Below are 23,138 nucleotides of genomic sequence, written 5' to 3'. Positions count from 1 at the left end.
AGGCGCCCAAGTCTATCCATGCCTCGGGATGGCCTTTGCGCTGTTGTATTGCAAGACATGCATGCGCACGCAAATGCCCTCGCAAGGCGAAAAGCCGCCAAATGACGTTTTTTGCGTGCTATCTGCCGCTTTGCCATCTTGCCCTGCGCGCCAGCGTCTACGATGCTTGGATAACAACGACAACACCTGAGTAACCGCCATGAAGACCGTCGCCCAACTGCTCAAGCTCAAAGATCAGAAAAATCAGGAAGTGCACCATATCGACCCCGGTCACATGGTGCTCGAAGCGCTGATGAAAATGGCCGAGAAAAACGTCGGGGCCTTGGTGGTGATGGAAGATGACAAAGTGGTCGGCATCATCAGTGAGCGTGATTACGCACGCAAACTGGTGCTGCACGGGCGCTCGTCAGTGGGCACTCCGGTGCGCGACATCATGGTCAAGGATGTCATCACCGTGGACACCCACCAGACCGTCGACACCTGCCTGGGCATCATGTCCGACAAACGCCTGCGCCACTTGCCGGTGGTGGAGAACGGCAAACTGATCGGCCTGCTGTCGATCGGCGACCTGGTGAAGGAGGCGATTGCCGAACAGGCGGAGCTGATCAAGCAGTTGGAGCAGTACATTCGCGGGGAATAGACCCTTCCCACTTACAGGAGTGAGCCCTGTGGCGAGGGGATTTATCCCCGATGGGGCGCGAAGCACCCCCAGAAAAGCCGGAACCGCTTCGCAGTCCATCGGGGATAAATCCCCTCACCACAGAGTTGACTCCTACATTTTGGTTTATCGGGTGATCAGGACGGCCAGTGCCGGGCGAAGACAGGCGCCAGCACCGGATGCCGGTCAATACGCTGCAACCACGCATGAAACCCCGGACGGGTCTGGCGCAGATGCTCACGACTCCCCGCCCAGCGCGTCACCACTGCCGCCAGCACGTCCAGTGCTCCCGGTTTTTCGTCGTCCAGGTACAGCTCGGCGGAAAACTGGTCGGCAAACACCTCCCAACTCCAGTGCAACCGCTCACGGGCGCCGGCCATCAGGTTTTGCCGTGAGGCCTCGTCCGGCATCACCAGCCAGCGCTCGGGATAATCGATCACGCCAATGGCCGCGTAGCAATTGCTGGCGATGTAGACCATGCCGCGAATCGCCTGATCGCGATCAGCAGCCTTGGCCGGCAACAGGCCGGACTCGGGGAAGCTCAGGCCCAGATGAATCAGAATCGCCACACTCTCGGTGATCGCACTGCCATCGGGCAATTGCAGGGTTGGCACCTGTTTCAGTGGATTGAGTTTCGCCAACGCCTCGGCGGCTTCGGTCGAGGCCTGGCTATCGATGAAGCGATAGGCAATCTGGCACAACTCCAGCGCCGCTTCGATCGCGGCAGCACCTGAATTGAGATGTCCGTAAAGTTGATACATGTCCCCTCCTCGATCCCGACAGGTCTGGTGTAGCCCTATTTATAGCGGGTGTATCGGCTTTGGCACGTTTTTCCCATGCAATCGCGACTTGCGATTCAAACCTCGCAAAACAGCGCTGGCGGTGCCCATCCCGCACCAAGAGCAATCATCGAACGCTATCCGCGTTCTTGTAAGGTGCGATACCGAACCAAAAGTTCGCGTATCCGAGCTGGCATCAAGGAGTTCACCGCGTGATTCTTCAAACGTTCTGCCGCATCACAACCTATTGGTATCCATCGGCGCAAAGCCGAGTTCGCCGTAACAGTCCCGGCAATCAATACCCTTACCTTATTACCTGAACCCGACAGTCATGCCCTGCGTTTGGTGCCATTCGTTGCGCCGGCGGCAGCGCACTATTTATTTTTTAAATACAACCCATGAAGTTATTGCGCAAGCAACAGTTCGAAGACCAACAGCAGGATTGTCGAACAATAACTTCAGGTTTTTCGTTATTGCACCAAAAGCGCTCCACCGCTCACAACTAACTAATATCCGAACATTGATTTCAGTTGAACAAAAACAAGGAATACCGCCTGTGACCCGCTAATCCATTGACCCGCACCAAATCAGTCCGCCGCGCACCAGCAAGTGCCCCGGCAGACCCGAGCTCAGCGGCTCTATCTGGCGAATCCGCCTGATACAGCACCAGGCCTGACTCGCCTGTAAAAAAGCCCCGAAGATCGGAGCCGCGGACAGTCACGCACTAAAGAAAACTCGGCTCGCCAATAAAACTTATATAAATGCGACATGGGTAACAGCCATGAAATAACCGTTCTACATTTCGGCAACATTTGGCACAGCGGTTGCAAAATGAACTGCGAACACAACATCTGCAGGAGCTGCGCAGGCTGCGATCTTTGCTTTTAAGATCAAAAGATCGCAGCCTGCGGCAGCGCCTACATAAAGCATCAGAACAACCAGGGAATGGCTAATGAACACTCGAAGTCGATGGCTCTAAGCCAGTAACTGTAAGCAAGCCCTGTTCAATAGATAGTTCAACTATCGGCCTGCGTACACCTTGAAGAAAGTTGCACCCACCCACTCGAACATCACCCCTATGTTCGGACGGCACCTTATTGCCCTTCATCAACCCGAGGGAGCTTTAATGAACGATGCGGTAAAGCACAGAACCCTGCCGGGACCGTTACGGGAAGCGCCAATCCCGCCGCCACCGGACAGGCCTGCCTTCACGGCCAACACTTCGCAGCCCGGCGGGTTGAACAAGCAGCAGATGCTGTTGCTGGTGGCTGTGTCGGCGCTGATACACGGCGGCGCCTGGTGGTTTTTCCAGCAGACCCGGCCAGAGCCCCTGCCGACCCCGCCGCAGATTCCGGAAATGACCGTCGAGCTGACCAGCCCGACGCCACCGGCACCGCCCACCCCGGAACCGCCACCTCCGCCGCCACCGCCTCCCGAACCGGAGCAACCGGTGGAAGACGAAGACGCGGTCAAGCCACCACCCAAACCGGTGGAGAAGCCCAAGCCGATCGAAAAACCGAAACCGGTCGAGAAGCCCAAACCGGTGAAGAAAGTCGAGCCACCGAAAGCCCCGCCTGCCCCGGCACAACCTGCTGCCCCGGCTGCGCCGACCACACCGAGCGCGCCACCGGCCCCGGCCGCCGCGCCCGGCCCGGTCAAGGAATCGGCAGCAATTTCCGGTCTCGCCAGCCTCGGCAACCCGCCGCCGGAATATCCGTCGCTGGCGCTGCGGCGCAATTGGGAAGGCAGCGTGGTGCTGCGCATTCAGGTATTGGCCAACGGTCGCGCCGGTTCGGTAACGGTGACCAAGTCCAGCGGCAAGCCGCAACTGGATGACGCCGCCGTCGCAGCAGTGAAGAACTGGAAGTTCATTCCGGCCAAGCGCGGTGATACGCCGATTGACGGCTTCGCCACCCAGACCATCGATTTCAAATTGCCGCAATAACGGCAAACCCAACTCATAACCGACTTAATGCAAGCGAGGTGTAGCCATGAACTCTTCACTGTCTTCGATGATTGTCCCCGGTGTGCTCTGGGGCCTGGTGCTGTTTTCCGTGGTCAGCTGGGCGATCCTGCTGGTCAAGTCGGCGCAATACCTGCGCCAGAAAGCCCAGAACAAACAGTTCAGCAAGGCCTTCTGGGGTGCGCCGGATCTGCTCACCGCCGCCGAACACGCCAGCCAGTATCCGGGCTCACTGGCACGCATCGCCAGCAGCGGTTTCGAAGCCTTACTGGTGGAAGAATCGCCGCGCACCACGCAACAACTGGCGCACACCATCAACCGTTCTGATCGCCTGGAGCGCAACCTGCGCCAACAGATCCAGAAAGAACGCCGCTCCCTGGAAAACGGTCAGGCGATCCTCGCCAGTATCGGCAGCACCGCGCCGTTCATTGGTCTGTTCGGCACCGTGTGGGGAATCATGGAAGCCCTGCAAAGCATCGGCGAAACCGGTTCGGCCAGCCTTGAAGCGGTCGCCGGCCCGATCGGTCATGCACTGATTGCCACTGGCGTGGGGATCGCCGTCGCGGTCCCGGCAGTGCTGATTTACAACTTCTTCCTGCGCCGCCTGAAACTCGCCTCGGCAGACATGGATGACTTCGCGCACGACTTCGATGCGCTCGCCTCGCGCAGCGCGTTTTCCATCAGCCGTCAGGCCATCGCCAGCAAAACCACAGCCGCCGTGCGGGAGGCCAGCTGATGTCCTTTTCCACGCAAGACAGCGATGAAGTGCTCAGCGAAATGAACGTCACGCCGCTGGTGGACGTGATGCTCGTGCTGTTGGTGGTGTTCATCGTCACCGCGCCGCTGATGACCAATGCGATCAAGGTCAACCTGCCGAAAACCGATGCCGTCGCCCCCGCCGAAAAGAAAGACCCGGTGGTGGTCAGCGTCGATCAGGACGGCAAGTTCTACCTGGCGAAAACCGAACTGGCGCCGGAATCCCTGGAAGCCAGCCTCAAGGAGGTCAAGGCCAAGGACGCCGAAGTGCGCGTGCAACTGCAGGCCGACGCCAACGTCAACTACGGCCAGGTGGCCAAGGCCATGGCGTCCATCGAACGTTCGGGCATCAGCAAGATATCGGTGATGACCACCCACTGAGTGCGGTGCCGGGCGCGCATTGAGAGTCGCGCCCGACACCGCTGAAGAATCCCGTCGCAATCAGCCGACCGAAAAACGCAACGCGTGTTCGGAGGGGATCGGCTTGCTTGAAGAAAGTGGTTTTTCGCGGCGCGGCACCCCCGTGACCTGCGCAATCAGGGCTCACAAGGCCATTTCGATAACGTCTAATAAAGTCGGAAACAACCATGCTGATGAACACTCCACGCTTTACGCTCAAACCTTTGGTGGCCACGATCTCTCGTCACCGTTTTGTTCCGTTGTATCTGGTGGCCATGGGGATGGGCGCCGGGACTGTGCAAGCCGCCGAGGATGACAACGCCACCGTGCCCGCTGCGGCAGCGGTGGTGGCGCCGACCACGCAATTGCAACGGGTGGAAGTGACCGGTTCGGCGATTCGCCGGGTCGATGCGGAAACGGCGGTGCCGATCACCATTCTCAAGGCTGATGAGCTGCGCAAACAGGGCGTGACTACCACCGCCGAACTGGTACAGCGGATCACCGGCAGCCAGTCGATCAACAACAGCGCCGGCTCGGTCGGCGCCGCCACTGGTGGCGCTTCGTTTGCCGACATGCGCGGCATCGGCGCGAACAAGACGCTGGTGCTGCTCAACGGCCGACGCTTGGCCAACAACGCCTTGTCGGGCACCAACTCGGCCGGCGGCGCGGTGGATCTGAACATGATCCCGTTTGCCGCGATCGAGCGCGTGGAGGTTCTGCGCGACGGTGCATCAGCCCTGTACGGCACCGACGCCATCGGCGGCGTGATCAACTTCATCACCAAAAAATCCATGACCGACGGCCAGTTGACCCTCGGTGGCGAAACCCCGACCCACAGCGGCGGCGGTGCCACCAAAGACATGAGCGCCAGCTGGGGCTACGGCGATCTGGAGCAAGACCGCTTCAACGTGCTCGGCGTGTTCAACTACAACAAGCAGCAGAACCTCGACGCCAACGACCGCTCCTTCGCCCGCGATTATGTGCCCGGCCGCGGTCTGGATCAGACCTCCGGTACCGCGTTCCCCGGCAACTACAGCCAGAACGGCAACGCCACCAACCCGTTGGCCAACAGCAATTGCAGCGGCCCCAACCTGGTGGCGCGCGACGGCTTGTGCCGCTTCAGCACCCGCGAGTTTATCGACCTGGTGCCGCAGACCGAGAAAACCTCGTTTTTCGGCAAGACCACCGGCAAGCTGGCGGATGACCACAACGTCAACCTTGAATACTTCTGGTCGCGCAACAACAACGCCACGGCGGTCGGCCCGGCCCCACTCACCGGTCTGAGCCTGGACTCCTCGTCACCCTACTACCCTGGCAACGGCATCACCCCCGGCCCGACCGACTTCGCCCTCGACCCGACGCAACCGGTCGATGTGAACTGGCGCGAGACTGCTGCCGGCCCGCGTGAATCGAAAGACCAGAACACCAGCCAGCGCTTTCTGCTGAGCTTCGACGGGCTGGTCGGCGGCTGGGATTACAACGTCGGCGCCTCGTACAACCAGAACAAAATCGTCTCCAGCGTCACCAGCGGTTATGTCAGCGATCAGGCAATGATCGACGGTCTGGCCAGTGGTCTGCTCAACCCGTTCGGCCCGCAATCGGCCGCCGGTCAGCAGTACATCGACCAGGCCATGTACCACGGCGCCTACTCCACCGCCGTCGGCCGCGTGGCTGGTTTTGACGGTCGGGTCAGCCGCGAGATCGGTGACTGGTTCGGTGCCGGCCCTGCCGGACTGGCGCTGGGTGGCGAGTACCGCAAAGAGAAATTCCACCAGGATTTCGAGCAGTTTGCCGGCGACATCCAGAGCCTCGGTATCGACCCGGCCGGCAGCGTCGAGGGCGACCGCAGCGTGAAAGCCGCGTACGCCGAAATCAACGTGCCGGTACTCGACAGCCTCGAACTGTCCGCCGCCGTGCGTCACGACAAATACAGCGACTTCGGCAGCACCACCAACCCGAAATACTCGTTCCGTTATCAGCCCTTGAAAGAGCTGGTAGTGCGTGGCGCGTACAGCGAAGGGTTCCGTGCGCCATCGCTCTACGAGCTGTATTCGCCGCGAAGCATCACCTACACCCAGGGCTACTACAACGACCCGGTGCTGTGTACCGGTGGCGTGGTGCAACCGGGTGGCAACGGTGGGCGCGATTGCGGCCAGCAGTTCCTCAATCAGATCGGCGGCAATACAGATCTGGCTCCGGAGAAGGCGCGCAACGTGACGCTGGGCTTTGTCTATCAACCGGTCAGCAACCTGTCGGTGGGGCTGGATTTCTGGTGGATTCACATTTCCAACCAGATCCAGCCGTTCCCCGAATCCACTGTGTTTGATCAGGCCGGCAGCTACCCGGATCGCTTCGTGCGCAACGCCGACGGTACGCTCAACTACATCGTCACCGGCAACGCCAACCTCGGCATCGTCGAGACCAACGGTGTCGATGTGTCGCTGGACTACCGCTTCCCGAACACGCCGTACGGCCAGTTCGGTCTGGGCCTGCAAGGCACCTACGTTGACGAGTACGACTTCCAGAGCACCATCAAAGGCCCGTTCACCGACAAGGTCGGCGACTTCGAAGGGGACGGCGTAATCGCGCGCTGGAAACACAACCTCACCGGCAGCTGGACCTTCGGCGCGGCTCGTGCGTCGCTGACCAACCGCTTCACCACCGGTTACAACGACTACGACCGCGATACCCACGCGCGCGTGGCGTCGTATTCGGTGTGGGACCTGTCGGCCGGCTACACCTTCAACAAGGTGCTGGATGTCGATGCCGGGATGAAGAACATGTTCGACCGCAACCCACCGTTCTCCAACCAGGCCTACAACTTCCAGAGCGGTTATGACCCGCGCTACACCGACCCGCTGGGCCGCACGCTGTTTGCGCGCATGACGTATCACTTCTAAGGCACAAAACACCGCAACACCGGGTGAATGCAAACCTTTGTGGCGAGGGAGCTTGCTCCCGCTTGAGTGCGCAGCACTCACAAAAATCTGCATGGTTAATCTGATTGTTTGGGGCTGCTTCGCAGCCCAGCGGGAGCAAGCTCCCTCGCCACAGTTTTCAGCATTGCCAGTGAGTTTTCGGGCTTAGAGGAAAAACTTCATGAGATTCATGCGCAACATGGCAGGCCTGCTGCTCGGCGGCGCTTTGCTCTGCGCCGCCGTGCCGGCACTGGCCACCGGCAGCTACGCGCTGACGGTGTACGGCGAGGCGCCGAAGTATCCGGCGGGTTTCGAGCATTTCGATTTCGTCGATCCCGACGCACCCAAGGGCGGTTCGCTCAGCCGCGCGTCGATGGAAATCGGCCAGTACAACTACATCACCCCGTATGCCGATCAAGGCATTTCCGTGGTGCAGGTCAACGACTGGGTGTATGCACCGCTGGCGTTCCGTTCGCTCGACGAGCCGTACACCGTTTATGGGCTGGTCGCGCAACAGATGGAGCGCGATCCCGAAGGCCTCTGGGTGCGCTTCACCTTGAATCCCAAGGCACGCTTCGCCGACGGCACGCCGATCACCGCCGAAGACGTGCGCTACACCTTCAACCTGCTGATGACCAAGGGCAGCCTGAGCTATCGCCAGCAATATGCCGACGTACAGGACGTGCTGATCGAAGGCCCACGGCAGGTGCGCTTCACTTTCAAGAACAACCTCAACCGCACCCTGGCGCTGGATCTGGCGACGCTGCGCGTGGTGCCCGAACACTGGTGGAAGACTCGCGATTTCGCCAACGGCGGCGGCTTCGAGCCACCGCTGGGCAGCGGCCCGTATCGGGTCAGCAAGGTCGATGCCGGGCGCAGCATCAGTTTTCAGCGCGACCCGGACTGGTGGGGCAAGGACCTGCCGGTCAGTCGCGGGATGTACAACTTCGACACGCTCACGGTGAATTTCTACGGCGACACCGACGTCGCCCGGCAACTGTTGCAGGCCGGCGCCTTCGACTACAACCGCGAGTTTTCCTCGTCCGGTTATGTGGTGGGTTACGACAGTCCGGCACTGCGTGACGGTCGCTTGCAGCAGGCGATCCTCGCTCCGGAAAAACCCACCGCCGCCCAAGGCTTCGTGTTCAACCTGCAAAACCCGATCTTTCAGGATCGCCGTGTGCGTCAGGCGATCAGCCTGCTATGGGATTTCGAATGGACCAACAAGCAGATGATGCGCGGCTTCTATGTGCGCCAGAACAGCTTCTGGCCGAAGAGTGAAATGGCCGCCACCGCCCTGCCCGACGCCGAGGAACTGAAGATCCTCGAACCGTTGCGCGGGCAGATTCCCGACGAGGTGTTCACCACGGTGTATCAGGCGCCGAAAACCGATGGCAGCGGTTACATCCGCGACAAGCAACTGCAAGCGCTGAAGCTGCTCGCCGAGGCCGGCTGGACGCCGCAACACAGCCGACTGGTCAACGCCGCCGGCGAGCCTCTGGAGTTCACCTTCCTCGACGGTCAGGGCGGTTTTGATCGCATGCTGCTGCCGTTCAAACGCACCCTCGCGCAGATCGGCATCACCCTGAATTTGCGCCGGATCGACTCGGCGCAATACGTCAATCGGCTCAATGCCCGCGACTACGACATGATCGTCACCAGTTTCCCGCGCAGTGGCGATCCGATCGTCTCCCCCGGCCGCGAGCTGTACAGCCTGTACGCCTCGCAAAGTGCCACGCAGGTCGGCAGTTCGAACTCGATGGTGCTGGCCAACCCGGCGGTCGATCAACTGATCGACGGGCTGGTCAAGGCCGACACCCGCGACGCCATGGTGCATTACGCCCGCGCCCTCGATCGGGTGCTGCAATGGGGTTACTACATGATTCCCAACTACTACTCCAAAGGCACGCCGACGGTGTATCAGAACCGCTTCGGCATGCCGCCGGTGCAACCGGCGTACGACGAAGGCCTCAACACCTGGTGGGAGGTCTCGGCCAAGCCGTTGACCACACAACAGATGCACACCCAGCTCGCGGGGGGCCAGTGACATGCTGCGTTATCTGAGTCGACGTTTGCTGCTGATCATTCCCACGCTGCTGTGCATTCTGGTGGTCAATTTCCTCATCGTGCAGGCCGCGCCGGGTGGCCCGGTCGAGCAAGCCATTGCCCGTCTGCAAGGTTTCGGCGGGCACAGCATGGGCGGCGGTGGCGAAGTCGCCGCGATTGGCGGTGCCGGACGCAGCAGCCGTGGCCTCGATCCGGCGCTGATCGAGGAAATCAAGCATCACTACGGCTTCGACAAACCGATGCACGAACGCCTGTGGCTGATGCTGAAAAACTACGCACAGCTGGATCTGGGCAGCAGTTTCTTTCGCGGTGCCAAGGTCACCGATCTGATCGTGCAGAAACTGCCGGTGTCGTTGTCGCTCGGCCTGTGGGCGACGCTGATCACCTACCTGATTTCGATCCCGCTGGGCATCCGCAAGGCAATCAGGAACGGCAGCGCGTTCGATGTCTGGAGCAGCACCGCGATCATCATCGGCTACGCGATGCCGGCGTTTCTGTTTGCGATTCTGCTGATCGTGGTGTTCGCCGGCGGCAGCTACGTCAACTGGTTTCCGGTGCAGGGGCTGGTGTCGGATAACTTCGACAGCCTCAGCACCTTGGGCAAGGTCGGCGACTACCTCTGGCACCTGGTGCTGCCGGTCACGGCACTGGTGATCGGCGGGTTCGCCACCCTGACCATCCTCACCAAAAACAGCTTCCTCAACGAGATCAGCCGCCAATACGTGATCACCGCGCGGGCCAAGGGCTTGACCGAGCGCCGCGTGCTTTACGGCCACGTGTTTCGCAACGCCATGCTGCTGGTGGTGGCCGGGGTGCCCTCGGCGTTGATCGAAGTATTTTTCGCCGGCTCCTTGCTGATCGAAACCATCTTCAACCTCGACGGCCTCGGGCGCATGAGCTACGAGGCCGCAGTGTCGCGTGACTACCCGGTGGTGTTCGGCGCGTTGTTCCTGTTCACCCTGTTCGGCCTGTTGATCAAGCTGATCGGCGACCTCAGCTACACCCTGCTCGACCCGCGCATCGACTTCTCGGCGAGGACTGCCTGATGTTCACACTCTCTCCTCTGGGTCAGCGCCGGGTCGCACAGTTCAAGGCCAATCGCCGTGGGCGCTGGTCGTTGTGGCTGTTCCTCGGGCTGTGCCTGATCTGCCTCGGTGGCGAACTGATCGCCAACGACAAACCGTTGGTGATCCGCTACCACGGCGCCTTGTACTTCCCGATTCTCAGCGATTACCTGGAAACCGATTTCGGCGGCGAGTTGCCGTTCCAGCCGGATTACGCGAGCGCTTACGTGCACGGGCTGATCGAGAATCAGGGCGGCTGGATGCTGTTTCCGCCGATCCCGTTCAGCTACGACACGGTCAATTACGACCTGACAGAACCGGCACCCAGCCCACCCTCATCAAGCAACTGGCTAGGCACCGACGATCAGGCGCGGGACGTGTTGGCGCGGGTGATTTTCGGCACGCGGATTTCAATTCTGTTTGCGCTGATCCTCACCGGCATCAGTGCGTTGGTCGGCATCGTCGCCGGGGCCTTGCAGGGTTATTACGGCGGCTGGGTCGATTTGCTTGGGCAACGAGTGCTGGAGATCTGGTCGGGGCTGCCGGTGCTGTATCTGCTGATCATCTTGTCCGGGTTTGTCTCGCCGAGTTTCTGGTGGCTGCTGGGGATCATGGCGCTGTTTTCCTGGCTGGCATTGGTAGACGTGGTGCGCGCCGAGTTCCTGCGTGGACGCAATCTGGAATACGTCAAAGCCGCGCGGGCGCTGGGGCTGACTGACAGTGAACTGATGTGCCGGCATATCCTGCCCAACGCGATGACCTCCACCCTGACCTACCTGCCGTTCATTCTGACCGGCGCCATCGCCACCCTCACCGCACTGGATTTTCTTGGCTTCGGTATGCCGGCAGGCACTGCTTCGCTGGGCGAACTGATTGGCCAGGCCAAACGCAATCTGCAAGCGCCGTGGCTAGGGCTGACGGCGTTTTTTGCCCTGGCGCTGATTCTGTCGTTGTTGGTGTTCATCGGTGAGGCTTGCCGTGACGCGTTTGATCCACGATCTTGATCCGAGGAGCTGACATGCAAAACAATTTGATCGAGATCCGCGACCTGCGTGTCGCCTTCGCCGGGCAGGAAGTGGTGCACGGTTTGAACCTCGATATCCGCCGTGGCGAATGCCTGGCGCTGGTCGGTGAGTCCGGCTCGGGCAAGTCGGTCACAGCGCATTCGATTTTGCGTCTGTTGCCGGGAAAAACCGTCAGCAGCAGCGGTTCGATTGCTTACAACGGGGTGAACTTGCTGCACGCCAGCGAGCAGCAGATGCGCGGTTTGCGCGGCAACCGGATTGCGATGATTTTCCAGGAGCCGATGACCTCGCTCAATCCCCTGCACACCGTGGAACGACAGGTCAGCGAAGTGCTGGAGATTCACAAGGGTCTCAAAGGTCGCGCCGCCCGTGAGCGCACGTTGGAGTTGCTGGAACTGGTGGGCATTCGCCAACCGTTGCAGCGCTTGAAAGCCTATCCGCATCAGCTCTCCGGCGGTCAGCGGCAACGGGTGATGATTGCGATGGCACTGGCCAACGAACCGGAACTGCTGATCGCCGATGAGCCGACCACGGCGCTGGACGTGACCGTGCAGCAGAAAATTCTCGAGCTGCTGATCGAGCTGCAACAGCGGCTGGGCATGTCGATGCTGCTGATCAGTCACGATCTGAATCTGGTGCGGCGCATCGCACAGCGAGTGTGTGTGATGCGCCACGGCGAAATCGTCGAACAGGCCGACTGCGAGACCCTGTTTCGCGCCCCGCAGCACCCTTACAGTCGCTTGCTGATCGAGGCGGAACCCAGCGGTGCGCCGGTGCCGAGTCCGTACCAGCACAATCTGCTGGAAGTCGATGATCTGAAGGTCTGGTTTCCACTGCCCAAAGCCTTCTTCAGTCGTTCTCAGGAGTACATCAAAGCCGTGGACGGGGTCAGTTTCCGCCTGCAACGCGGCAAGACCCTGGGGATTGTCGGCGAGTCCGGTTCGGGCAAATCGACGCTGGGCCAGGCGATCCTGCGGCTGGTGGAGTCCGAGGGCGATATCCGCTTCGGCAACAAGCAGCTGAGCCTGCTCAATCAGCGCTTGATGCGACCCTTGCGACGGCAGATTCAGGTGGTGTTCCAGGACCCGTTCGGCAGCCTGAGCCCGCGCATGTCGGTGCAGCAGATCATTGCCGAAGGATTGCTGACCCATGGCATCGGCACCGAGGCCGAGCGCGAGGCGGCGGTGATTCGCGTACTCGAAGAAGTCGGCCTCGACCCCAAGAGTCGTCATCGCTACCCCCACGAATTTTCCGGCGGCCAGCGTCAGCGCATCTCCATCGCCCGCGCACTGGTGCTGGAGCCGGCGCTGATCCTGCTCGATGAACCGACCTCGGCGCTGGATCGCACGGTGCAGAAACAAGTGGTGGATCTGTTACGGCAATTGCAGATCAAGCATGGGCTGACGTATCTGTTTATCAGCCATGATCTGGCGGTGGTGCATGCGCTGGCCCACGATTTGATGGTGATCAAGGACGGCAAGGTGGTGGAACAGGGTTCGTCGCGGGAGATTTTTGCCGCACCAACCCATCCCTACACCCAGGAACTGCTGAAAGCCTCCAGCCTGAGCGTCCCCCGTAAAACCGCCGAACTTGTGTAGGAGCTGCCGCAGGCTCGGGCCGCGATCGGACGATCATTTGATGTTGTTTTTCAAGAGCAAAAGATCGTCCGATCGCGGCCCGAGCCTGCGGCAGCTCCTACAGGGGATTGGTGGGGTTTGGAAAATATTTTTCGGGCACTGCATCCAAATGCCTCCGCTACGGGTAGTCCCTGTAACAGCCCTCTTCGGCTGTGCGCGGTCTACCCATTTCGGAGATAACACTGATGAACATCACTCAACTGATTGGACTCACCGGTTTGCTCGCCCTGTCCTCGACAACCTTCGCCCAAAGCAGCTATCCCGATGCGATCAAAGTCCCGGAAGGTCACAAGATTGCCATGGAAACCACCGGCGTCGGCGAGATCACCTATGAGTGCCGCGACAAGCCCAACGCGGCCGGGCAGACCGAATGGACCTTCGTCGGCCCGAAAGCGGTGCTCAATGATCGCAGCGGCAAGCAGGTCGGCACCTACTTCGGCCCGCCAGCCACCTGGCAGGCCAAGGACGGTTCGAAAGTCACCGGCACGCAACTGGCAGTCGCTCCGTCGAGCCCGGGCAACCTGCCCTATCAACTGGTCAAGGCCAACCCGGCTGAAGGCAAAGGCGCGATGAGTGGCGTGAGCTACATCCAGCGTGTCGCACTCAAGGGCGGCGTGGCACCAGGCAGTGAATGCACAGCGGCGAACAAGGGCAAGCAGGAAGTGGTGAAGTACCAGGCCGATTACATTTTCTGGGCGGCGAACTGATCTTTGGATCACTGAAATCAAATGTGGGAGCGAGCCTGCTCGCGAAGGCGGCATCTCAATGAAGGATAAGTTGGCTGATACGACGCCTTCGCGAGCAGGCTCGCTCCCACAAAGCTGATGCACTCTCTGGATGTTTGCGGAATGTGAACTAGATTGCACCCCATGTCTTCGCCTGAACCGCTGTTTGATTACGAAGCCCGTCTCGCTGCCTGTGCCCGCGGCGAGCAGTCGGCCCTGCGCGATTTGTACGTGCAGGAAGGCCCGCGCCTGCTCGGCGTGGCCAGGCGGCTGGTACGTGACACGGCGCTGGCCGAAGACATCGTGCATGAGGCGTTCATCAAGATCTGGAACGGTGCGGCGCAGTTTGATCCGGCGCGCGGTTCAGCGCGGGGCTGGATGTTCAGCGTGACCCGGCACCTGGCGCTGAATCTGCTGCGCAATCAGGCTCGGGAGACTCCGTTCAGCGAAGATCATGAAATGCCCGCGAACGAAGATGACGGCTTCGATGCCCAGGCGCATTCGGGGCGCATCCATCGCTGCCTGGAACAACTCGACCCACAACGCCGAAGCTGCATCCTCCACGCCTATGTCGACGGCTACAGCCACGCGCAGATTTCACAACGGCTGGGCACGCCGCTGGGAACGGTCAAAGCCTGGATCAAACGCAGCCTCAACGCTTTGCGGGAGTGCATGGGATGACCACTGAATCGGCGCAGGAACGTGATGAACTGGCCGGCGAATACGTGCTCGGCACACTCTCTGCGCAACAACGGATCGAGGTGCAGAAACGCCTGCCGAATGAACCGGATCTGCGCGCGGCGGTGGACGCCTGGGAACGGCGGCTGCTGGAGCTGACGGACTATGCCGAAGCGCAGCAACCGTCGGCGCTCCTGTGGCCGCGAATCGAGCGCAGCGTCGAGCGACTGACGCATAATACGCCCATCACTTCGTGGTGGAATCTGCTGCCGCTGTGGCGCGGGCTGAGCGCTGCCGGACTGGCTGCGACATTGGTCCTGGGTGCAATTCTGCTGACCCAGACCCCGCCGAAGCCAAATTATCTGGTGGTGCTGGTCGCGCCGCAGGACAAGGCGCCGGGCTGGGTGATCCAGGCCAGCAATCCGCGTGAAATCCAGTTGATCCCGCTGGGCGTGGTCGAAGTGCCGGCGGACAAGGCGCTGGAGTTCTGGACCAAGGCTGACAGCTGGCAAGGGCCGGTGTCGCTGGGGCTGGTCAAACCGGGGCAGACGCTGTCGGTGCCGCTGGACAAATTGCCGCCGCTGCAACCGAATCAACTGTTCGAGCTGACGCTGGAAGGCGCCAATGGCTCGCCGATCGGTAAACCGACCGGGCCGATTCAGGCGATTGGCCGAGCCGTCAAAGTGCTTTGAACCCGCGTCAACCGGCCTTGGCCATGCAGCGCTTGTAGCGCTCATCCACACGCTTGGCGAACCACGCCGTGGTCAGTTTGCGCGTGATCTTCGGGCTCTGCAAAACGATCCCCGGCAACACCGCATGCGGCAGTTTTTTTCCCTCCGCTTGCTCCGCCAGTTCGAACACCCGCTGATAGAGCCTGGTCTCTTCGAACTCCAGGGTTTTGCCCTTTTCCAGTTGATCGCGAATGGTCGGGTTGCGCATGCCCAGCGACTTGCCGAGGGTGCGCACCGCCAGTTCGGTGCTGCCAGGCATGATCGAGTCGTAGCGGATCAAGTCGCCATCCAGCGCCAGCGGGATGCCCGAGGCCCGGCTGACGGCGTTCTGGAACGCGGCATTGCGGCTGGCGTACCAGCCGGCGTTGAAGTCGGCGAAGCGGTACAGCGGCTCGCGGTAACTCACCGGATAGCCAAGCAAATGCGCGATACCGAAGTACATGCCGCCACGGCGGGTGAACACTTCGTGGCGGATGGTGCCGTCGACCGTATACGGATAATCCTTGGCGTGCTGCTCGGCGAATTCGATGCTGACCTGCATCGGCCCGCCGGTGTGTACCGGGTTGAAGCCGCCGAACAACGTGCGGCCCATCGGTACCCTGCCGATGAAGTCGTCGAAAATGCCACTGAGTTCTTTTTCACTGCGTGCCGCGTTCAAGCGTTCGCTGTAGGTCTTGCCGTTGGTGGAGCGCACTTGCAGAGCGCCACTGACCAACAGACCGGGGATATGCACTTTGGCGGCACGACGGTCGATTTCGTCGCGGGCGATCTTGCCCAGGCCCGGCACCGTCGGGTCGACCTGAAACGTCGATTCCTGCTCGGCCACGGCCAGCACCGAACACAGGTTTTGCGTGGTCGGGCTGATGCCCTGCGCGGCAAACGCGGCGTAGATGTCGGTGGCCCAGCCTTGCCGATCAGCCGTCTTGGCCGGCATCAGCCGGACGATCTCGGCCTTCACTTCGGCGGGTGCGCGGGGAATAGGCTCATCGCTGTGCTGCCCCGCGCAACCGGCGAGCGCCAGCAGCGTGGCGAGGGTAATGAGTAATCGAGGGGTGTGCATGGCGCTCCTTGGCGTGCATTGAGGCAGGTTCACCATACGATCAAAGGCGTCACGCAGGCTAGGACTGTGACCTTGTGGTGAGGGGATTTATCCCCGATGAACTGCGCAGCAGCCCTCCAATATCAAAGCGGCCCGCTCCGCGCGCCATCGGGGATAAATCCCCTCACTACAGGTTTCCATTCGGATCGGGAAATTCACCAAGATAAACTGATTGCAAAACGTTACTGCGAACTCCTATCATTTGCGCCTGGAGTCGTATTTGCGCAAGGAGTTCCCCGCGCCGTTCAAATTTTCTCACCGGCCGTGCGCCTCCAGGTATCGACATGCCCGCTTCAGCTCGACTCGCCGTCCCGTTTCGCCCGACGCTTCTCGCCCTGCTGTGCTCCCTGACTGTCACCGCTCACGCCGCCGACGGCGATAACAAAGCGCTGGTGCTGGAAGACGTCAACATCAATGCCCAAGCCCCGACGCCCAGCGCCCTGCCCCCGGCCTACGCCGGTGGTCAGGTCGCCCGTGGCGGTCAGCTCGGTGTGTTGGGCAATCAGGACATGATGGACGTGCCGTTCAGCGCCGCGTCGTACACCGAACAGCTGATTCAGGACCAGCAAGCGGAAAACGTTGCCGACGTCCTGCTCAACGATGCCTCGGTGCGTCAGGCTTCGGGTTTCTCCAACCAGGCGCAGGTGTTCATGATCCGCGGCCTGCCACTCAACGGCGATGACATTTCCTATAACGGCCTGTACGGCGTGCTGCCGCGGCAGATCATTTCCACTGACGCCCTGGAGCGCGTGGAAGTGTTCAAAGGCCCCAACGCTTTCATCAACGGCGTAACCCCGACCGGCTCCGGCATCGGTGGCGGCGTCAACCTGCAACCCAAACGTGCCGGCGACGAGCCGCTGCGCCGCTACACCACCGACATCAACAGCGAAGGCCGCATCGGCCAGCACTTCGATATCGGCCAGCGTTTTGGCGAAGACAACCGCTTCGGCGCGCGGATCAACCTGTCCCAGCGCGAAGGCGACACCGGCATCGACCACGAAAACCAGCGCTCGAAACTGTTCAGCATCGGCCTCGATTACCGTGGTGACGCGCTGCGTATCTCCGGCGACTTCGCCTACCAGAAAGAACGCGTCAACGGTGGCCGCAACTCGGTCAACCTCGGCACCACCACGCACATTCCGGACGCGCCGTCGGCCGACACCAACTACGCGCCGAAGTGGGGTTACACCGACATCGAAGACACCTTCGGCATGCTCCGCGCCGAGTACGACCTGAACGACAACTGGACCGCCTACGTCGCTGGCGGCGCCAAGCACACCCGCGAAGTCGGCCGCTACAACTCGACCACGCTGGTGGGCAACAACGGTGCCTCGTACACCACCGGCTCGTTCATCCCCCACGACGAGGACAACACCAGCCTGATGGCTGGCCTCAACGGCAAGTTCAACACCGGCGCGGTCAGCCACAAGCTCAACTTCGGCCTCAGCGGTCTGTGGGCCGAGCAGCGCAGCGCCTATGATTTCGACCTGACCAAGTACGCCAACAACATCTACCACCCGGTGCAGCCCCCGTCGCCGGTCGGCAATTTTTCCGGCGGCGACGTCAACGATCCGGGCATCGTCGGCAAGACCTTCAACCGCAGTCTCGCGCTCTCCGACACCCTCGGTTTCTTCGATGATCGGCTGCTGATCACCGCCGGCCTGCGTCGTCAGCAACTGGTGGTGCAAGGCTATAACTACGCCAGTTACGGCAGCGGCAGCCGCAAGTCGAGCTACGACGAATCGATCACCACGCCGGTCTACGGCATCGTGTTCAAGCCGTGGGAGCATGTGTCGTTCTATGCCAACCACATCGAAGGCCTGGCCCAGGGGCCGACCTCGCCGACCAGCACCGGCGGCTTGCGCGTGACCAACGGCAACGAAGTCTACGCACCGGCCCGCTCCAAGCAGACCGAGGCCGGGGTCAAAGTCGACATGGGCACTTATGGCGCGAGCCTGGGCGTCTATCGCATCGAGCAGCCGAGCGACGGTTACTGCGAAATCAACAGCGCCACCACCTGCACCTACGTGCGAGAAGGCGAGCAGATCAACAAAGGCGTAGAGATGAATGTGTTCGGCGAGCCGATCAACGGCCTGCGCCTGATCAGCGGCCTGACCCTGATGGACACCGAGCTGCGCAACACCCAGAACGGCGCCAACGACGGCAACCGCGCCATCGGCGTGCCGAGCTTCCAGTTCAACGCTGGCGCCGATTGGGATGTACCGGGCCTGCAAGGCGTGGCGCTGAATGCGCGGATGCTGCGCACCGGCGGCCAGTATGCCGACGCGGCCAACAACCTCAGCCTGCCGACCTGGAACCGCTTCGACGCCGGTGCGCGTTACGCCTTCAAGGTTTCGCAGAAAGACGTGACGTTGCGTCTGGGCGTCGAAAACCTGGCCAACAAGAAGTATTGGGAATCGGCTCAGGGTGGCTATCTGACCCAGGGTGAGCCACGGGTGGCGAAGCTGTCCGGCACGATCGATTTCTAAATCGCCGTTGAACACGCACACCTGTGGCGAGGGAGCTTGTGCGAATCGTCGCACCGTCCCGCTGGGTCGCGAAGCGGCCCCCGCTGCTTTGAGCAAAGCGGACTGCTGCGCAGCCCAGCGGGAGCAAGCTCCCTCGCCACAGAATCTCAGCCAAAAATGAAAAAGGCCCCGCCGCTTCACCGCTGTGGGGCCTTTTTGGTTTTTGGGTGCCTGAAAAGGCCTTTTCGCGAGCAGGCTCGCTCCCACATTGCAATGCGTTCGACTGTAAGAGCGAGCCTGCTCCCACATTGCAATGCGTTCGACTGTGAGAGCGAGCCTGCTCCCACATTGCAATGCGTTCGACTGTGGGAGCGAGCCTGCTCGCGAAGGGGCCGGCGCTGGCTACCCTTTCCATCTGATCCATACTTGCTCTAGAGCCAACGGAGGACAGGCCCATGAACCGCAGCGACGTACTGATCATCGGTGCCGGCCCGACCGGTCTGGTGCTGGCCCTGTGGCTGAGCAAACTGGGCGTGCGCGTGCGCATCATCGACAAGACCTCCGCGCCCGGCACCACCTCGCGGGCGCTGGCGGTGCAGGCGCGCACCCTGGAGTTGTATCGCCAGTTGGACCTGGCCGACACCGTGGTGCGCAACGGTCACAAGGTCGCGGCGGCGAATTTCTGGGTCAAGGGCAAACCGCTCGCGCAGTTGCCGCTGCAGCGCATCGGCGAAGGTCTGACGCCCTACTCGTTCATCGAAATCTTTCCCCAGGATCAGCACGAACGGTTGCTGCTCGAACGCCTCGAAGACTATGGCGTGACGGTTGAGCGCAACACCGAACTCGAGAGTTTCGAAGAAACCGGTGATGGCCTCAGCGCGCATCTGCGCTTGGCCGATGGTCGCCAGGAAATCTGTCAGGCGTGCTTTCTGGCAGGCTGCGATGGCGCGCGTTCGGTGGTGCGCAAAACCCTCGATACCGGTTTCCCGGGCGGCACCTATCAGCAGGTTTTCTACGTCGCGGATGTGCAGGCCAGCGGCCCGGCACTGAATGGCGAGCTGCATCTGGATCTGGACGAAGCAGATTTTCTCGCGGTGTTCCCGCTGGCCGGTGAAGGCCGCGCCCGACTGATCGGCACGGTGCGCGACGAACGTGCCGACCGCGCCGAAACCCTGCAGTTTGCCGACGTCAGCAGCCGCGCCATCGAGCACCTGAAAGTGCACATCGACGAGGTCAACTGGTTCTCCACTTACCGCGTGCATCACCGCGTGGCCGAGCACTTTCGCAGCGGTCGGGCGTTTCTGCTTGGCGACGCCGCGCACGTGCACAGCCCTGCCGGCGGCCAGGGCATGAACACCGGCATCGGCGATGCGATCAATCTGGCGTGGAAACTCGCCGCCGTGCTCAACGGCAGCGCCACGGCGAAGCTGCTCGACACTTACGAAACCGAGCGCATCGCCTTCGCTCGCCGATTGGTGTCGACCACCGACAAGGTGTTCTCTTTCGTCACCGCCGAAGGGCGCATCGCCGATCTGCTGCGCACGCGTCTGGCCCCGTTTCTGATCCCGAAAATGGCCACGTTCGAGGCCAGCCGCGAATTCCTCTTTCGCACGGTTTCGCAAGTCACCCTCAACTATCGCGGCATGCCGCTGAGCCAGGGCACGGCCGGCCATGTCCACGGCGGCGACCGCTTGCCGTGGGCCCACGATGGTGAGGGAGATAACTACGAACCGCTAAGGCAGCCTTGCTGGCAGGTGCATGTGTACGGCGACACCAGCGACGAAATGATCGCCTGGTGCAACGAACACCATCTGCCGCTGCACGTGTTCGACTGGCGACCGGCGTTTGACACGGCGGGGTTGGCGCGCAACGGGTTTTATCTGCTGCGCCCGGATACGTATGTGGCGATTGCCGATAACAGTGCGGATCCGAAGGTAATCGAGCGCTACTTCCGCGATCACGGGATCCGGCCCTACTTCAACTGCCCCTGACACAGTACAAAAACTGTAGGAGTGAGCCTGCTCGCGATAGCGATGTGTCAGTCAAAAACGTTGTGACTGATACACCGCTATCGCGAGCAGGCTCACGCCTACAAGGGTTATGCGGTGGGGGTTAGATCCCGGCGAGCGCCAGATCCATCGCAAAGTAGGTGAAGATCAGATCCGCCCCCGCGCGCTTGATCGCGCCCAGGCTTTCGCGCACCACGCGATCCTCGTCGATTGCACCGGCCTGCGCGCCGAACTTGATCATCGCGTATTCGCCGCTGACCTGGTACGCCGACAGCGGCAGGTTCGAGGCTTCACGAATGTCGCGGATGATGTCGAGGTACGCGCCGGCCGGTTTGACCATCAGCGCATCGGCGCCTTCCTGTTCGTCGAGCAGCGATTCGCGCAGGGCTTCACGGCGGTTCATCGGGTTCATCTGATAGCTTTTGCGATCCCCCTTCAGCGCACTGCCACCGGCCTCGCGGAACGGGCCGTACAGCGCCGAGGCGAATTTGGTCGAGTAGGCCATGATCGGAATCTGGGTGAAACCGGCGGCGTCCAGCGCCTGGCGGATCGCCCGTACCTGGCCGTCCATCGCCGCCGACGGCGCGATCACATCAGCGCCGGCACGCGCCGCCGCCACGGCTTGCTTGCCGAGGTTGATCAGGGTCTGGTCGTTGTCGACTTCGTGGTTGTGCATCACGCCGCAGTGGCCGTGATCGGTGTATTCGCAGAAGCAGGTGTCGGACATCACGATCATTTCCGGCACCGCGTCCTTGGCAATCCGCGACATGCGCGAGACCAGGCCGTTTTCGCGCCAGGTGTCGCTGCCGTTGGCGTCCAGATGATGGGACACGCCAAAGGTCATCACCGACTTGATCCCGGCACGGGCATAACGCTCGATTTCACTGGCCAGCTTGCGCTCGGGGATGCGCATCACCCCGGGCATGCTCTTGATCGGCACGAAGTCGTCGATCTCTTCTTCGACGAAAATCGGCAGCACCAGATCATTCAGGCTGAACTCGGTTTCCTGGAACAGACTGCGCAGGCTCGCATTGCGGCGCAGACGGCGGGGACGTGCTTCGGGGAACTGGCTGGACATGGTGCTTCCTGAAAACGGCAGATGAGACGAAAGTCGTAGGGGGCGAAGCTTATGCCTTCGCCGGGCGCAGGTACAAACCTGGATCAATCAAGAGTGCATTACCGGTTGCGCAATAATCCGTCAGACAATCCACATTCCCCTGTAGGAGCTGCCGCAGGCTGCGATCTTTTGATCTTTCTTGTAAAAATCAAGATCAAAAGATCGCAGCCTGCGGCAGCTCCTACAGGGGATTTGTGTTGATTACGAGGGAATGGTCAGGCCTCGAACGACAGCCGGGCGCGCCAGAAAGCGCTCCAGTACCCGCGTCACGTTGGGGAAATTGTTGATCCCGACCAGATCCCCCGCCTCATAGAACCCGATCAGGTTGCGCACCCACGGGAACGTGGCGATGTCGGCGATGGTGTAGCGTTCGCCCATGATCCAGTCGCGACCTTCCAGACGTTTGTCGAGCACGTTGAGCAGGCGTCTGCTCTCCTCGACATAGCGATCACGCGGACGCTTGTCCTCGTAGTCCTTGCCGGCGAATTTGTTGAAGAACCCGAGCTGGCCGAACATCGGGCCGATACCGCCCATCTGGAACATCAGCCACTGGATCGTCTCGTAACGCAGCGCGCCTTCCTGCGCCAGCAACTGGCCGCTTTTGTCGGCGAGATAGATCAGGATCGCGCCGGACTCGAACAGCGGCAGAGGCTGGTCTTGCGGGCCGTGGGGGTCAAGGATCGCCGGGATTTTGTTATTGGGGTTCAACGACAGGAACTCGGGAGACAACTGATCCTGGGTGTCGAAGCCCACGCGGTGCGGCTCGTAGGGCAGGCCGATCTCTTCGAGCATGATCGAGACCTTGACACCGTTGGGGGTTGCCAGGGAATAGAGCTGAATCCAGTCGGGGTACTGCGCCGGCCATTTCTGGGTAATTTGGAACGCGGACAGATCGGTCATTGGAAACATCCAGTCACATGAGAAGCGCTGATCATAATGTAGGAGCTGCCGCAGGCTGCGATCTTTTGATTTGGTTTTAGAAGCCAGATCAAAAGATCGCAGCCTGCGGCAGCTCCTACACGAACCGTAACATCCTGCGGGTAAT

General features: G+C 61.2%; 18 protein-coding genes. 14 read left to right on the top strand and 4 right to left on the bottom strand.

Going from position 1 to position 23,138, the window contains the following annotated elements; genetic code table 11:
* Window positions 1-199 precede the first annotated feature (199 nt).
* Window positions 200-640: a CBS domain-containing protein gene (locus BW33_RS04940; RefSeq protein WP_027613875.1), complete on the top strand. Its 441-nt coding sequence runs from the start codon at window positions 200-202 to the stop codon at window positions 638-640.
* A 155-nt stretch (window positions 641-795) separates the two neighbouring features.
* Here BW33_RS04940 and BW33_RS04935 read toward each other — a convergent pair whose 3' ends face one another.
* The gene (locus BW33_RS04935; protein ID WP_047597421.1) at window positions 796-1,419 is read right to left on the bottom strand and encodes a glutathione S-transferase N-terminal domain-containing protein; all 624 of its coding nucleotides are present in this window, start codon (window positions 1,417-1,419) and stop codon (window positions 796-798) included.
* Between the two features lie 1,144 nt (window positions 1,420-2,563).
* Between BW33_RS04935 and BW33_RS04930 the strand changes: the two genes are divergently transcribed.
* From BW33_RS04930 to BW33_RS04880, 11 genes are all read left to right on the top strand, one after another.
* On the top strand, window positions 2,564-3,382 hold the full coding sequence (locus BW33_RS04930) for an energy transducer TonB (RefSeq protein ID WP_047597420.1): 819 nt from the start codon (window positions 2,564-2,566) through the stop codon (window positions 3,380-3,382).
* Between the two features lie 46 nt (window positions 3,383-3,428).
* Window positions 3,429-4,136 carry a MotA/TolQ/ExbB proton channel family protein gene (locus tag BW33_RS04925; RefSeq protein ID WP_003223576.1) on the top strand — a complete coding sequence of 236 codons (708 nt, stop codon included), beginning with the start codon at window positions 3,429-3,431 and terminating at the stop codon, window positions 4,134-4,136.
* Window positions 4,136-4,537: an ExbD/TolR family protein gene (locus tag BW33_RS04920; protein WP_003223575.1), complete on the top strand. Its 402-nt coding sequence runs from the start codon at window positions 4,136-4,138 to the stop codon at window positions 4,535-4,537. Before BW33_RS04925 ends, BW33_RS04920 begins: the two co-directional genes overlap by 1 nt.
* 206 nt (window positions 4,538-4,743) lie before the next feature.
* Entirely contained in the window at window positions 4,744-7,455 is a 2,712-nt protein-coding gene (locus tag BW33_RS04915) for a TonB-dependent receptor (RefSeq protein WP_047597419.1), read from the top strand.
* 199 nt (window positions 7,456-7,654) lie between these two features.
* Complete coding sequence (locus BW33_RS04910; RefSeq protein WP_047597418.1) at window positions 7,655-9,520, top strand: extracellular solute-binding protein; 1,866 nt, start codon at window positions 7,655-7,657, stop codon at window positions 9,518-9,520.
* A 1-nt stretch (window position 9,521) separates the two neighbouring features.
* A complete protein-coding gene (locus BW33_RS04905; RefSeq protein WP_047597417.1) occupies window positions 9,522-10,586 on the top strand; it encodes a microcin C ABC transporter permease YejB in 1,065 nt (354 codons plus the stop codon).
* Window positions 10,586-11,608, top strand: a complete 1,023-nt coding sequence (locus tag BW33_RS04900) for an ABC transporter permease (RefSeq protein ID WP_047597416.1) — start codon at window positions 10,586-10,588, stop codon at window positions 11,606-11,608. The genes BW33_RS04905 and BW33_RS04900 overlap by 1 nt, the downstream gene beginning before the upstream one ends.
* Before the next feature lie 14 nt (window positions 11,609-11,622).
* Entirely contained in the window at window positions 11,623-13,227 is a 1,605-nt protein-coding gene (locus BW33_RS04895; RefSeq protein WP_047597415.1) for an ABC transporter ATP-binding protein, read from the top strand.
* 224 nt (window positions 13,228-13,451) lie between these two features.
* Window positions 13,452-13,973: a DUF3455 domain-containing protein gene (locus BW33_RS04890; RefSeq protein WP_027613866.1), complete on the top strand. Its 522-nt coding sequence runs from the start codon at window positions 13,452-13,454 to the stop codon at window positions 13,971-13,973.
* Window positions 13,974-14,135: 162 nt separating this feature from the next.
* Window positions 14,136-14,672 (top strand): sigma-70 family RNA polymerase sigma factor, encoded by a 537-nt coding sequence (locus BW33_RS04885; RefSeq protein WP_047597413.1) that lies wholly within the window; start codon window positions 14,136-14,138, stop codon window positions 14,670-14,672.
* Window positions 14,669-15,361, top strand: a complete 693-nt coding sequence (locus BW33_RS04880) for an anti-sigma factor (RefSeq protein WP_047597412.1) — start codon at window positions 14,669-14,671, stop codon at window positions 15,359-15,361. The genes BW33_RS04885 and BW33_RS04880 overlap by 4 nt, the downstream gene beginning before the upstream one ends.
* Window positions 15,362-15,368: 7 nt before the next feature.
* Here the strand turns inward: BW33_RS04880 and BW33_RS04875 are convergent, their stop codons facing one another.
* Window positions 15,369-16,460 (bottom strand): DUF1615 domain-containing protein, encoded by a 1,092-nt coding sequence (locus tag BW33_RS04875; RefSeq protein WP_047597410.1) that lies wholly within the window; start codon window positions 16,458-16,460, stop codon window positions 15,369-15,371.
* A 323-nt stretch (window positions 16,461-16,783) separates the two neighbouring features.
* On the opposite strand from BW33_RS04875, the gene BW33_RS04870 reads away from it, so the two are divergent.
* Together BW33_RS04870 and BW33_RS04865 are read left to right on the top strand one after the other, a co-directional pair.
* A complete protein-coding gene (locus BW33_RS04870) occupies window positions 16,784-18,988 on the top strand; it encodes a TonB-dependent receptor (protein ID WP_047597409.1) in 2,205 nt (734 codons plus the stop codon).
* A 434-nt stretch (window positions 18,989-19,422) separates the two neighbouring features.
* On the top strand, window positions 19,423-20,958 hold the full coding sequence (locus tag BW33_RS04865; RefSeq protein ID WP_047597408.1) for an FAD-dependent oxidoreductase: 1,536 nt from the start codon (window positions 19,423-19,425) through the stop codon (window positions 20,956-20,958).
* Window positions 20,959-21,079: 121 nt separating this feature from the next.
* Here the strand turns inward: BW33_RS04865 and hemB are convergent, their stop codons facing one another.
* Window positions 21,080-22,054 carry a porphobilinogen synthase gene (gene hemB / locus BW33_RS04860; RefSeq protein ID WP_047597407.1) on the bottom strand — a complete coding sequence of 325 codons (975 nt, stop codon included), beginning with the start codon at window positions 22,052-22,054 and terminating at the stop codon, window positions 21,080-21,082.
* A 240-nt stretch (window positions 22,055-22,294) separates the two neighbouring features.
* Entirely contained in the window at window positions 22,295-22,993 is a 699-nt protein-coding gene (locus tag BW33_RS04855; protein ID WP_047597406.1) for a glutathione binding-like protein, read from the bottom strand.
* Window positions 22,994-23,138: the final 145 nt, after the last annotated feature.

It is taken from the genome of Pseudomonas sp. RIT288 (assembly GCF_000631985.1).
GTDB lineage: Bacteria > Pseudomonadota > Gammaproteobacteria > Pseudomonadales > Pseudomonadaceae > Aquipseudomonas.
This window is presented reverse-complemented; position numbering and strand designations above follow the sequence as displayed.